12 protein-coding genes are annotated in these 13,278 nt (G+C 56.9%); 2 read left to right on the top strand and 10 right to left on the bottom strand.

What is annotated here, in order from left to right; all coding sequences use genetic code 11:
* Positions 1 to 8 precede the first annotated feature (8 nt).
* Genes spoVAD through AC6ROY_RS03150 form a run of 3 tightly spaced genes read right to left on the bottom strand, consistent with a single transcriptional unit; the run spans position 9 to position 2,392 of the window.
* On the bottom strand, positions 9 to 1,025 hold the full coding sequence (gene spoVAD, locus AC6ROY_RS03160) for a stage V sporulation protein AD (RefSeq protein WP_500098526.1): 1,017 nt from the start codon (positions 1,023 to 1,025) through the stop codon (positions 9 to 11).
* Between the two features lies 1 nt (position 1,026).
* On the bottom strand, positions 1,027 to 1,506 hold the full coding sequence (spoVAC, locus tag AC6ROY_RS03155; protein ID WP_500098525.1) for a stage V sporulation protein AC: 480 nt from the start codon (positions 1,504 to 1,506) through the stop codon (positions 1,027 to 1,029).
* Between the two features lie 25 nt (positions 1,507 to 1,531).
* Positions 1,532 to 2,392, bottom strand: a complete 861-nt coding sequence (locus AC6ROY_RS03150) for a DUF421 domain-containing protein (protein WP_500098524.1) — start codon at positions 2,390 to 2,392, stop codon at positions 1,532 to 1,534.
* A 203-nt stretch (positions 2,393 to 2,595) separates the two neighbouring features.
* On the opposite strand from AC6ROY_RS03150, the gene AC6ROY_RS03145 reads away from it, so the two are divergent.
* The gene (locus tag AC6ROY_RS03145) at positions 2,596 to 2,802 is read left to right on the top strand and encodes a DUF1657 domain-containing protein (protein ID WP_159886525.1); all 207 of its coding nucleotides are present in this window, start codon (positions 2,596 to 2,598) and stop codon (positions 2,800 to 2,802) included.
* 190 nt (positions 2,803 to 2,992) lie between these two features.
* On the opposite strand, the gene AC6ROY_RS03140 is transcribed toward AC6ROY_RS03145, so the two are convergent.
* A complete protein-coding gene (locus AC6ROY_RS03140; RefSeq protein ID WP_500098523.1) occupies positions 2,993 to 3,202 on the bottom strand; it encodes a hypothetical protein in 210 nt (69 codons plus the stop codon).
* 125 nt (positions 3,203 to 3,327) lie between these two features.
* On the bottom strand, positions 3,328 to 3,882 hold the full coding sequence (locus AC6ROY_RS03135) for a L,D-transpeptidase (protein ID WP_500098522.1): 555 nt from the start codon (positions 3,880 to 3,882) through the stop codon (positions 3,328 to 3,330).
* Positions 3,883 to 4,137: 255 nt separating this feature from the next.
* On the opposite strand from AC6ROY_RS03135, the gene AC6ROY_RS03130 reads away from it, so the two are divergent.
* Positions 4,138 to 4,413, top strand: a complete 276-nt coding sequence (locus AC6ROY_RS03130) for an Rpn/YhgA-type helix-turn-helix domain-containing protein (RefSeq protein WP_500098521.1) — start codon at positions 4,138 to 4,140, stop codon at positions 4,411 to 4,413.
* A gap of 141 nt (positions 4,414 to 4,554) precedes the next feature.
* On the opposite strand, the gene aspA is transcribed toward AC6ROY_RS03130, so the two are convergent.
* The 5 genes from aspA to AC6ROY_RS03105 all read right to left on the bottom strand — a co-directional run bounded on the left by aspA (position 4,555) and on the right by AC6ROY_RS03105 (position 13,131).
* A complete protein-coding gene (aspA, locus tag AC6ROY_RS03125; RefSeq protein ID WP_500098520.1) occupies positions 4,555 to 6,036 on the bottom strand; it encodes an aspartate ammonia-lyase in 1,482 nt (493 codons plus the stop codon).
* 219 nt (positions 6,037 to 6,255) lie between these two features.
* Complete coding sequence (locus tag AC6ROY_RS03120) at positions 6,256 to 7,383, bottom strand: ATP-binding protein (RefSeq protein WP_500098519.1); 1,128 nt, start codon at positions 7,381 to 7,383, stop codon at positions 6,256 to 6,258.
* Positions 7,380 to 7,991: a chemotaxis protein CheB gene (locus AC6ROY_RS03115; RefSeq protein ID WP_500098518.1), complete on the bottom strand. Its 612-nt coding sequence runs from the start codon at positions 7,989 to 7,991 to the stop codon at positions 7,380 to 7,382. The genes AC6ROY_RS03120 and AC6ROY_RS03115 overlap by 4 nt, the downstream gene beginning before the upstream one ends.
* Before the next feature lie 83 nt (positions 7,992 to 8,074).
* Positions 8,075 to 8,926, bottom strand: coding sequence for a CheR family methyltransferase (locus AC6ROY_RS03110; RefSeq protein WP_500098517.1), 852 nt, complete (start codon positions 8,924 to 8,926; stop codon positions 8,075 to 8,077).
* On the bottom strand, positions 8,923 to 13,131 hold the full coding sequence (locus tag AC6ROY_RS03105; RefSeq protein WP_500098515.1) for a response regulator: 4,209 nt from the start codon (positions 13,129 to 13,131) through the stop codon (positions 8,923 to 8,925). Before AC6ROY_RS03105 ends, AC6ROY_RS03110 begins: the two co-directional genes overlap by 4 nt.
* Positions 13,132 to 13,278 lie beyond the last annotated feature (147 nt).

The following is a 13,278-nucleotide window of genomic DNA, read 5'->3' as shown; positions in this document are numbered from 1 at the left end:
TCATCCTGTTACGCCTCGCTTTCAATAGCTACCGCATGTGCGATGCCGGGAATGCTTTCACCTTGCTGAAACGACAACGGCGACAGCAACGCTCCGGTAGCCACTACCAGAATACGCCGCAGCTCGCCTTTCTTCAGCTTCTTATACAGATGTCCGTAGGTAACGGTCGCCGAGCAGCCGCAGCCGCTTCCGCCGGCCTGTACCTGCTGCGTATTGACATCATAGATCATCAGTCCGCAATCCTGATAAGTCGTATGACCTATGGGGATGCCATGCTTGTTTAAGAGATCAACGGCAATCGTATACCCGACGGTCGCGAGGTCCCCGGTCACAATCAGATCATAGTAGCCGGGATCGCGGTCGAAATCGCGGAAGTGCGACTGCAGCGTATCTACGGCAGCCGGCGCCATCGCAGCTCCCATATTAAACGGGTCCTTGATTCCCATATCGACGACCCGTCCGATCGTCGCGCCGGTAATGACCGGTCCTTGCCCCGCTTCCGAGCGGCCGATAACGGCACAGCCAGCTCCGGTCACCGTGTATTGGGCCGTAGGCGGCTTCTGCGAGCCGTATTCCGTCGGATAGCGAAATTGCTTCTCCGCCGTGCAGTTATGACTGCAGGTTCCCGCCATCGCCACATGCGCATAGCCGCCGTCCACCATCATCGCCGCGATCGCCAGCCCCTCCATCGACGTCGAGCATGCACCGAAAATACCGAGATATGGCGTCTGCATCGTACGTACAGCGAAGCTGTTGCTTATAATCTGGTTCATCAAATCGCCGCCGACGTAAAACTGGACATGCTCCTTGGTCAAGCCTGCCTGCTGGACCGCGTGCTGAGCCGCTTCCTCCAGCATTTTTTTCTCCGCCTTCTCCCAGCTGTCCTGGCCAAGCAACGCATCCCCATGTACGATATCGAACTGATCCCCCAGCGGTCCCGCGCCTTCGTCCGGTCCGACGACCGTCGCCGTGCTCAAGATAACCGGTTTACTGGCAAATTCCCAGCTTTGATGGCCCTTCAGCATCTTATTGCCCCCCTATGCCCAGCATCCAGTGAACAAGTCCGATCACAAACGCGGCCACCGTACCAAACACAATGACCGAACCGGCCAGCTTGAACATGTTGCCGCCGACGCCGAGCACGTATCCTTCGCTTTTATGCTCCAGCGCGGCCGAGCAAAGCGAGTTGGCGAAGCCTGTCACCGGCACCGCCGACCCTGCGCCGGCCCATTGGGCCAGCTTGTCGTAGACGCCGAAGCTCGTCAGCACTACCGACAGGAAAATCATGACCGCTACCGTCGGATCGCCGGCTGTTTTCTGATCAAAGTCAAACCAATGCATAAAGCCTTCCTTCACCAGCTGACCGATTATACAAATCACCCCGCCTACCAGAAACGCCCGCAAGCAGTTGACCAGCACCGGCCGGGCAGGCTCGCGCTGCTTTGCCAGCTCCTGATACTCCTGCTGCACCCAGGTAAGCTTCTTCATTTTCGATTTTGTGGACATCTTGCGGGCAACTCCCTTCAAATGTTCATGTGTTCAACAGCGGCCGGGCTTGGCGGATGACTTCGGCCATCTGTTCGGCCGCCTGCTCGTACATCGCCTTGGCCGCGGGTTGCCGCGTGCTTAAGCCGAACAAGGTTAAGTCCGCCTCGCATTTTTTCAATGTGGCCAGCAGCAGCGGCTTGACAGTCGGTTGCGGCACCTGGACGACGTCATCGTACAGATCAACGGTCAGCTGTCCGTAGCTATCCGCTTGTCCGAGAAACACATTTTCGACGGTTACGCCTATTTTCTCCAGCTCCGTTTGCAGCCATTCGCGGCTGAGACCGGCTGTAGCCAGCGGCTCGTCCAGCATGTTCCCGTCGATGATCACAGCCTGCGGCTCGCTCGACGGCGCAACCTTGATGCCCAGATGCTTCGGCGTCAACGGCTCATTTTCCCGCTTCAGCAGCACATTCAGCTCCCCGCTTGTCTCCAGCACGGCAAACTCGACATCGGCGACATGAAATACATTTTTGGTGCGCAGCTGCTCCATCAGCTCGTCGGCCGTATACCGCTCCTTCTTCAAATTGTCTTCCATAATCTTGCCTTCCTTAATCATCACCGTGCTCTTGCCTTCCACCCACTCCCGCAGCCGCTTGCTTTTGAGCGAAAGCCCCTCGAACAGAAACGGCACAAGGAACCAGACCATAATGGCTATAAAGCCATGCACAAAATGCGCCTCAATGTCCGTCGAAATAAAACCTGCCAATTCCCCGATTGCAATCCCCGTCACATATTCGAAAAAGGTAAGCTGCGAGATTTGCTTTTTGCCTAAAATCCGCGTAATAGAAAATAAAATTACGACCGCCGCCAAAGAGCGGACCGCAATATGCAGCCAGTCTGCCAAAACAGGTTCCTCCCTTTGCCTGAAATAAGCTTGTGTTGCCCAGCTGACCTGGCCGGCTTGCTACCCGGCGACAGGCTGATATACGATAGGGTGCGCCTGTGCCGAGCAAATTATGACCAGCGTTGCGCCAGGCTGTTCTGGATAATATTTACACTCATCGTTCGAGCAACTTTGAACATATTAGGAGGCGGGAGGTGATTCGCATGACAGTCGCATCACAAGTTAAAACAACGCTCGCTTCATTGAAAAGCGCACAAGCCAGCCTCGAAACCTTCGCACTGGGCACCCAAAATCAGGAGGCCAAGTCGCTGTTCGAGAACTGCGCCAAGCAAACGCAGCAAATCGTGGACCAGGTCAATTCGCGTGTCCAGCAGCTGGAAAACGAGGAGCCGCAATACAAAGGCTTCTAACTCGGGCTCGATCCGTCGGTCATGAAGGGCTGGATGAATTCGGCGCGCTGCTGTGCTGAGGCGTTCACAGACGCTTCAGACTCAAACGATTCGCTGATCCTCCGTCCTTCCACACAGGCAAGCCCGGCGCTTTTCGCGAGAAAAGCGCCGGGCTTGTTTCAATGTCATGATAGTCGAGCAAGAGGTTTGCTTAGCCGCGACGCAGCACCAGCAGCCCGTCGGTGCGGCACACAAGACGGAATCCGTTGCAAAGCAGGCAGCGGAGCAAAGGCACCAGCTTGAATCCGATCACAAGCAAGCTGCGGCAAGGCCGCACGCTGCCGATGACCGAAAAGCCGGTAATGATACGCCGACCGTTAGCACAGCGAACAAAGGTGATCGTAATAACATCCTTAGCCATATCTATCCCCCCCTCTCTTCCAGACCTACCATAGTTAATGCTGGAAGAGAGAGTTAGGAAACGGACAAACATGGAGAACGGCAACTCTATGGGTACCTTGGGTATCCAAAACAAGCTTGCGCCGCTTATTCCTTAATCAGCACAACCGTGCCCAGCGGCATATGGCGGTATAGCCATTCCACATCGCGGTTAAGCATCCGGATACAGCCTGACGAAACGCTGGAGCCGATCGCATATGGACGATTCGTTCCATGAATGCCATACGTGTAGCCGCCTGTGCCGGGCACGCTCAGCCCCATCCAACGGGAGCCGAGCGGGTTGGACGGATGGCCGCCGGGGATTTGCTTGCGTACATACCATGGCTTTACAATTTTCGTCACGATCCGAAACGTGCCTGAGGGTGTCAAGCCCGGACGTCTGCCGGTTGCCACCGACATCGTGCGCAGCACCTGGCCGTTGTGGATCACAGACAGCCGATTGCCTTTTTTCTCAATGACGATATACACGCCCTCTTCCTGCAGTCCCATCAGCAGCTCAGCTTCGGCCGCCTTGCGCGCGCTTTCCCGCGGAGCAGCCGCTTCCGCATCAATCGGCGGGAGGAGCACAGCGGACAGCAGCAGCGCGCCGCACATCAGCCTCGCGGCTTGCTTTCGGTACAACCGGATTTGGTTCCAGTTCAACAGTCCTCATTCCTTTGCTCCTGACATGGCTGCCTGTAGTGTTTGCAAGGAACCGGAGAAGGATACGTAAGGGGAACGATACTGCGGGGCAAAAGTCTTTCCCAAACAATTACCGTGGGGTACTTGCCAGTTTATTCATTAATTTGTGGACAAATGCTATACTTTAAGAAGGCGTCATGACGTGCTGCTTGCATTTCTGAACAGTATGTTTCGAGAGGCCGGGGAGGCTTGGGAGGTGCTGACCATGAAGGAGCAATGCTCAAAAAAGCGATGAATACGTTGGAGTTTCTGAGTCAGGATGCGGCGGCGCGTATGGCCTACGATGCCCGGATGAAGGCGCTCAGCGATGAAAAGACGCGAATTGAAGGCGCAAAAGCAGAGGCAAAAGCAGAAGCCAAAGCAGAAGCCAAAGCAGAGACAAGTGCACAAATTGCGGCCAAGCTGCTGGAAAAAGGCGTAGACCTGCAAACGATCGCGGACGCAACGGAAATGTCACTCGAAGAAATCAAGGCGCTGCAGCCGTTTAACTAACAGCCGAGAGGCTGTTTTTTGTTGCCTTGCAAAGAAAACAAAAAATCCTGCCGCCGGAGCGCCAGCGTCAGGACCTCTTCTGAAGCGAGAGGAGGTGAAGAACGGAACGGCTGCCCGGCCTTCACCTCCCTGATCCGAAATTTACTCCTCTGCCTTCGGCTTGGCTGTGTCAGCAGCGGCGTCGGGGGCTGAGGCCGACTGGTCGCGGTTCAGCAGAGCAGCGCCTGCAATGCCGGGATTCGTCATCTCGTAGGGATCGAGAATGAGATTCAGCTCCTCCTCGCGCAGCACATCGTACAGCAGGCACAGCTCGCGGACAGACTTGCCCGTTTCGATCGCTTCGCGGGCAATCCGGGCAACCGGCTCGTAGCCGAGATGCGGATTCAGCGCCGTAATGACGCCGACGCTGCGTTCGACGTAATCCCGCATCCGCTCGACATTCGGCTCGATGCCGTCCAGGCAATGAACCCTGAACACCTTGAACACCTGTGTCATCATGCTGAGCGACTGCAGCAGGTTAAAGACGAGCACCGGCTCCATCACGTTCAGCTCCAGCTGACCCGCCTCGGATGCGAGGCAAATCGTATGGTCGTTGCCGATCACCTGAAATGCAACCTGATTGACGACCTCACACATCACCGGGTTTACTTTGCCCGGCATAATCGAGGAGCCGGGCTGTCTGGCCGGCAAATTGATTTCATTCAACCCTGTGCGCGGCCCGGACGCCATCAGACGCAAATCGTTGGCGATCTTGGACATATTGATCATGCAAACCTTCAACGAAGCGGACACCTCGGTATACGCATCCGTATTTTGCGTCGCATCAACAAGATGCTCGGCGCTTTGCAGCGGATAGCCGGTCAATTCGGCCAGCAGCGCCGCAACCCGATGAATATAACGCGGGTCCGCGTTTAATCCGGTGCCGACAGCGGTCGCACCCATATTGATTTCATACAGATGCTGGCGAGTTTGGCCGATCCGCGTTATATCCCGCGACAAGACGCGGCGGTACGCCTCAAATTCCTGGCCGAGCCGAATCGGCACGCCGTCCTGCAGATGGGTGCGGCCCATCTTGATCATGCCGTCAAACGCCTCTGCCTTCGCGCGGAAGCTGTCATGCAGCTCGGCCAGCACAGCCAGCAATTGATCCAGCATCCGCAGCACGGCGATATGGATCGCCGTCGGAAACGCATCGTTCGTCGATTGAGCCATATTGACATGCGTATTCGGGCTGAGCATGAAATAATTGCCTTTGTCTCCGCCCAGCAGCTCGATGCCGCGATTTGCGATAACTTCATTCGTATTCATATTAATGGAGGTGCCTGCGCCCCCCTGAATCGGATCAACAATAAATTGCTCATGCCATTGACCGGCGATAATTTCATCCGCTGCCTGCACGATGACATCGCCGAATTGCTTCTTCAATTGACCAATCTCCATGTTGGCGATCGCCGCCGCCTTCTTGACGGTCGCCATCGCCACGATCAGCTCCTGGTGGATGCGATAGCCGGTAATCGGGAAATTTTCGACGGCGCGCATCGTCTGGACGCCATAATACGCATGCTGCGGCACTTCCTTCGTACCCAGAAAATCCTTCTCAATCCGAAATCCTGCCTTCGTCATGACCACTCATCCTCTCGAACCGTCTAGAGACGCGTTCCGTGCTGCCCCTGCGTAATGACGCGGGAACGTCTGTCCCCTCCCCATACTAGCAAACTATGCGGGCGGAAACAAATACGACGCACGCTTGCAGCAGCCGCAGACACGCTGCGCCAGGCCGAACGCCCGGAAGCTGCCTGAACTGTCGCTTGGACTTGGTGCCCGAAGAACTTCGAAGGCCTGCTATCCCTCCTGCCGGACCGGGAAAGCGAGCTTGAACGTCGTACCTTCCCCCAGCTTGCTGGTGACGGTAACGGACCCGTGATGGCGTTGAATAATTTGCCGGACCGTCGCCAGCCCAAGCCCCGCTCCTTCATAGCTCTGCGCATTGCTAAGCCGGGTAAACGGATTGAAAATGGTCGGCAGCTCCTTTTCATCCATGCCGATCCCGTTATCCTCGACGTAAAAGCAGCACACCTCATCGCTGGCCAGGCGGATCGAACCGATGCGGATGCACGGGGGACGCACCCCGTCATGATATTTGATCGAATTGGCCAGCAGGTTTTGAAACAGCTGGTACATTTGTGTCCGGTCCGCCTCCATGCGGGGCAAGCAATCGACCTTTTCGATGCTGCCGCCCGTAGCCTGAAGCCTGCTGCTCAGATCGGCTACCACATCGCGCAGCACCTCGTTCAGATCAACGGTCTGGTAGACGGTCGTCTCCGCGTTCACTTGAGAGAACGCCAGCAGGTCCGTAATCAGCTTATCCATCCGCTCCGCGGCGGCCGCGATTTGCTCAACCGTTGCTTTGCCGCGCTCGTTTAGCCCCTCCGTATGCTTGAGCAGCAGCTCGCTCAATCCGGTAATGACATGCAGCGGGTTTTTCAGATCATGCGAGACAACCTGGGCGAATTCAGTCAAGCTGCGGTTGCTCCGCTCCAGCTCGCTCTGGATCGACTCCAGCTCCTTTTTTTTCATGTCCAGCTCCAGAAACACCTTCACCTTGCTTAACAAAATATCGACGTCCACCGGCTTGAATAAATAATCGACCGCTCCGGATTCGTAGCCTTTAAATACGCTTTTATCCTCCGTATTAATCGCCGTCACAAAAATAATCGGAATGCGCTGTGTCTCCTCGTGACTGCGCAGCAGCTCGGCCAACTCAAAACCGTCCATCTCCGGCATGTTGACATCAAGCAAAATCAAGGCGAAATCATGACGAAGCGTCAAGGACAGCGCCTCATTGCCCGAATGGGCCACATGCACCGTGCAGGGCAGTGTCTTCAGCATTTGTTCCATGGCGTACAAATTTTCTTTGCGGTCGTCGACAACTAAAATTTTGGACTGCTGCCTTGCCAGAGCGCCGTTCATCCGGCCTCCCCCTCCCTGTTAGTCGGCTGATCCGCGGGCGGCGACTCACTGAGCTTGATCAGCAGCGCGCCGATCCGCTCCAGATCTACAATGTAATCCGGCTCTGTCTCGCGGATCGCTGCGCCCGGCATCGTCGGACATTCGGCAGTCGCCGGGTTTTGCACAATCGCCAGGCCGCCGCATTTCTTGATCAAGCCGAGTCCGCGGCTGCCATCGCCGTTCGCGCCTGTCAGCACGATACCGATACAGCTCCCGCCGTAGACATAAGCGGCGCTTTCAAACAACACGTCAATGGACGGCCGGGAATGCATCACCGGCGGGTCCACCGACAAGCTCAGGCTGCGGTCGTCCTCGACCAGCATATGATAGCCGGAAGGCGCCACATACGCGCAGCCGGGGGAAATAGGTTCCTTGTCGTCAGCTTCCTTGACCCGGATTAGCGCCAGCTTGTTGAGATGCTCGGCCAGAAAGCTTTCTCCGCCTTCCTTCATATGCTGCACAATGAGCAGCGGCAGCGGAAAGCCGGACGGCAGCGACGACAGCAGACAGCCGAGCGCCTTCAAGCCGCCTGCAGAGACACCGACGACAATCGCTTCGTAGCGTTTCATGCCTTCATCGGCCTCCTGTCTTGAACCTTGAGCGATCTCCCGCCTCATGCCCTCACCCCGGCCCTGCCGGAGTTAATCGCCCGTCACATGCAGGACGGACAGGTCAACGGCTTGCGGAAAATACGCCAGCGCGCCGAAATATCTTCATAGGTCTCCCGCAGCGAAGAAAACTCCAACGATTCCTTGCTCCCCAGACAGAGAAATCCGCGATGGACGAGACTTTGGTCAAACAACCGGAACACCTGAGCTTGCAGCTGCCGGTCGAAATAAATAAGCACATTGCGACACACAATCATATTCATCTCGCCGAACGCATGGTCCGTGACAAGATTATGAGCTGTAAACACGATATTACGTTTCAGCTCCTCGTTCATTTTGGCCATCTGGTATTTGGCATAGTAGTAATCGGAGAAGGATGCCTTGCCTCCGCTGCGGTTATAGTTGCCGGTAAATTTGCGGATCGCGTCCAGAGAGTAGATCCCTTCCTCCGCCGTTTTCAGCGACTGCTGGTTCATATCGGTCGCGTAAATTTGTACGCGGTCGTAGAAGCCCTCCTCCTGCAGCACAATCGCCATGGAATAAACTTCCTCACCGGTTGCACAGCCCGCATGCCAAATTTTTACAAACGGGTACGTCTTCAGCAGCGGAATGACCTTATGCCGCAGCTCCATGAAAAAATCCGGGTCGCGAAACATTTCCGTGACCGTCACTGACATATTTTCCAGCAGCTCGCCGATAAAGCCCTCTTGATGCAGCACCAGCGGGATGAGCTCGGACAGATGGGCCAGCCCGGCCTTCTGCCGGATGTAATGCAGCCTGCGCAGCAGGGAGGAGCGGGCATAGTTGCGGAAATCAAAGCCATGCCCCTCATAAATCGCCTGCAGCACCAGCTCCATTTCGAGCTTCTCCGTTTCCAGCTCCGTCCTCATACTCATGATTCGAACAGCCATACGCGGATCATGGATAATAGCTTGTCGGTATCCACCGGTTTCGTCATATAATCGTTGGCGCCTCCCTTGATGCATTTCTCACGATCGCCGGCCATCGCCTTCGCTGTCAGCGCAATGATCGGCAAATGCTGATGGCGGGGATCGCTTCGGATCATTCGCATGGCCTCGTAACCGTCCATCACCGGCATCATAATATCCATAATGACCAGCTCAATGCCAGGCTCGCTGTCCAGCCGCTCCAGCGCCAGCTTCCCGTTATCGGCCATCATGACGTCCAGCCCGTGCTGGCGAAGCACCTTGGACAACGCGAAGGTATTGCGCAAATCGTCATCCACAAGCAGCACCTTGCGCCCCTTCAAGCTTGCATCCGAATCAAGCGACAGCCTGAGCAGCTCGCGCTGCTCCTCCGACAACGTTTTCTGCACCGTGTGCAGGAACAAGGATACTTCGTCCAGCAGCCGCTCCGGCGAATTTGCGCCCTTGATCACGATGCTGTCCGTGAACCGGTTCAGCTCCTTGTACTCCTGCTGGGTCAGCACCTGGCCGGTATTAATAATCATCGGCGGCGGAGCCGTACCGGTGTCCGCCACCAGCTGCTCCAGCAGCTCCTGGCCATTCATATCCGGCAGCTTCAAGTCCAGAATAACGCAGTCATATGTATGCTGACGGATCAGCCTGAGCCCGTCCTCGCCTGTATACGCGCTATGAATGTCGACATTTTTATGCCGCAGCAGCTCATAAATCGCTTTATGGTTCGCCTTGTCGTCTTCAATAATAAGCACCTGCTTGATATGCTCGTGCAGCACCTGCTCGATGCGCTCGAAGACGACATCCAGATCGCCGCTGTGAACCGGCTTCGCCAGAAAGCCGACGGCTCCCTTGGTCAAGGAGGCTTTGCCCGCGTCCTTGCCGGAAATCATATGCACCGGAATATGCCGGGTAGCGCCGTCCTGCTTCAAGTGATCCAGCACCTTCAGCCCGTTCATGTCCGGCAAGCCCACATCCAGCAGCACGGCGCTCGGCAAGTGCCGTCTGGCCAGCTGAAGTCCGCTGAAGCCGTCGCCTGCCGCCAAGCCGCGGAACCCTTTGCGCCGCGACAAGTCCAGCAGCACCTTGGCGAATACCGGATCATCCTCAATGATCAAAATCGTTTTCTCCGCATGGCCGCCGTCCAGCAGGTGACGGTCATCCGGAATAAACGGGCGAAGGGCGAAGGGCTCCTCATCGGCTGCGGGCTCAGCGCCGCTCGAAGCCGATGCCGCCGCCACCTGCTGCCAGGCAGACCCGTCCGCCTCGCGGTCTGGCAGCTGACCTGCCGTCCGGCCCGGCCGCTGGCGGTCATCGTTAGCTTGCGGCCCTTCCTGCGGGCCAGCCGAGGCATCGGCCGAAGCGGCGCCGTCCGGGACAAGCGGCAAGTACAGCGTAAACGTGCTGCCTTCACCTTCCTCGCTTTGCAGCTGCAGTTTGCCGCCCAGCAGCTTGGTCAGCTCGCGCGAGATGGTCAGGCCCAGCCCGGTCCCTCCGTATTTCCGGCTTGTTGAACCGTCCGCCTGCTGGAACGCCTCGAAGATCGCCTGCTGCTTGCGGGGGGAGATGCCAATCCCGGTATCCGTGACGGAAAAAGCAAGCCAGTCCTCGGCTGTCCGCTGCTCCTGCCCTGCGCCGTCAGCTCGGGTAAACCGGAAAATACGCAGCATAATTCGGCCGTAATGGGTGAACTTGAAGGCGTTGGACAGCAGATTTTTTAAAATTTGCTCGGTCCGCTGACCGTCCGTAACCACATACTCAGGCACGCCGGCCTCGACGACCAGCTCCAGCTCCAGCCCCTTCTCCCGCGCGAGCGGCTGAAACTGCGTCTGCATATTAAGCGCAATCGCTTCCAGACGAACGTCTTCGCGGTGAATGTCCAGCTTGCCGGCCTCTACCTTGGACAAGTCGAGAATATCATTAATAAGCATCAGCAGATCGAGACCTCCGCTATGAATAATTTTGGCCGATTCGATCTGATCCTCGCTCAGATTGCGCTCCTCATTGGCTGCCAGCGACTTGGCTAAAATGAGCAGGCTGTTCAGCGGTGTCCTCAGCTCATGCGACATATTGGCAAGAAACTCCGACTTGTAGCGGCTGGTCAGCTCCAGCTCGGCTGCCTTGACCTCCAGCTCCTGCTGGGAACGCTGGATGAACGCATTTTGCTTCTCGATGTCGGCCTTCTGGAGCTGCAAGTAATTCGTCTTCTCCTCCAGCTCTTCGTTAATCGTCTGCAGCTCCTCGCTCTGGATGCGCAGCTTCTCCTCCGACAGCTTGAGCATCAAGGTTTGCTCCTCCAGCTCCTCATTGGCTGTGCGCAGCTCCTCCTGCTGAGTCTGCAGCTCCTCGGCCAGCAGCTGCGACTCATGCAGCAGTTCCTCGGTGCGCCGGCGGCCCACGATGCTTTGCACGACAACGCCAAGCGCTGCCGACAGCTGCTTCAGCAAATCCTGCTCAATGTCCGTAAAGGGAGCAAACGAAGCCAGCTCCACCACGGCAATCGTCTGTTCCTCAAACCGGACCGGCAGCGCCAGCACGATCTGCGGCTTGCTTTCTCCGAGCCCGGAGCCAATCTTCACATAGTCATCCGGCACATGGCTCAGCTCGATCGGCTTGCCGTCCCGTGCAGCCTGTCCGACCAGCCCTTCGCCCAGCGCGATCCGGCCGGATTCCCCTGCCCGCTCGCGAAACGCATAGCTGCCGTACATCACGTAGACGGGCTTGGCTGCATCCCGCTCGCGGATGTAAAAGACGCCTTGTCCGGCTCCGACCAGCTGGCATATTTCCGTGATCAGCAAGGCGGCCAGCTTCTCCAGATTTTCCACACCCTGCGACAAGCCGAGCAGGCGGGCCAGCTGCGTCTTCAACCAAAACTGCCGCTCGTTTTCCAATCTGGCTTCCCGCAAAGAGTGCAGCATATTGCGCAGCGCCATGTTCAGCACATCGCCATCCGATTTCGGCGTAATGACCTGCTCGTAATCGCCCTTCGTAATCCGGTCGGCGCGGGCAATGACGCTGCATAAACGGCTGCTCAGCTCCTTGAACGCCTCGCTCAGCTCCCCGATCTCGTCCTTTGATGACATTTCGATGGTGACATCCATCTGTCCGTCCAGCAGCTGGCCGATGGAACGCTTCAGCTCCCCGATCGGCCGCAGCAGCTTGCGTACGATCAGCAAGCTCAGCAGCAGCGAGCCAATGAGCAGCAGCCCGTTTGCAACAACGACGGCAACCAGCTCCTTGCGGGAAATTTGCTGCATCGCGCTCATGTCAGCGACAAGCTTGGCGGCCAGCTCATCCTCGGTCCGCTTCATCAGCTCGATCCGTTCGGACGATATATCGAACCAGCTGCCGGGGTCCAGGTTGATTTCCTGACCCGGCTCCACCTCCAGCACCGCCTGCCGCTGCCGCTCCAGCTCCGCTACTGCGCGGCTGGACAGCACAAACTTGCTGAGGATCAACGCATCCGGCGAAGCGAAGGTTTCAAATACTTGCTGGTACACCTGCTGTTCCTGAATAACCGCGCCAAGCCGCCGCATATCGCTCAGGTTCATCCGGTTCTGCGTCAGCTTCTCGAAAACAAAGCTGCGTTCCTGGCTGGCCGCATATTTGCTGCGCGAATAATTAAGCAGGGCCGACATCCGATGCGAAATTTGGCCGTCCGTGCTCAAGTTGTTCAAATTTTCATTGGCGAGAAACGCCTGGGACGTGGCATTGCGGTAATACTGAATGGTCTCCATCTCTGTAATCAGGCCGCCGTCCAGCCTGCTGCGAAGCGCCGGCAGACGGTCGAGCTGGTCCGACAGCTTGACGAATTCATTCCAGATCAACCGATCGCTGACCGTTGGGCCAACCTGCTCAATCATTCTGCGGAGGGCGACGACATAACGGTCTGTGTCCCGCTGCTGACTGGCCATCGCCGCAGCCTCCGCGTCGGTCCGAATCCCAAACATGGTCGGCACAAGACCGCGTTCGATCTGCAGCTCATGCACAAGCTGGTTGGTCACGACAGCCAGCCGGGTCAGCTCCTCCAACTGGTTCATGCTTGTTAGCTGGTGAGCCTTGTCCGCAATCGCCGAAACGGTAAAATACAGCACGCCGAGCATTGGCAGCGCCATCATCAACAGCAGCTTGTGCAGCAGCTTCAAATTTTTCAGCCATCGCATGGTGGTTTCCTCGCTTTTTTCCGCTTGAGGCCGGAAGGCAAAGCATCGCTTTTCCCATCCATCTCCAGCAGCTATTCTGCGATACGTATTCTGCGATGAACAGCCAATCTCCTGCTAAACCGCATGAATTGAAGTCCGTCTTCTACG

This window comes from Paenibacillus sp. sg306046 (assembly GCF_059821225.1).
Note: the sequence above shows the minus strand (reverse complement) of the source record. Positions and strands in the feature narration are given on the sequence as shown.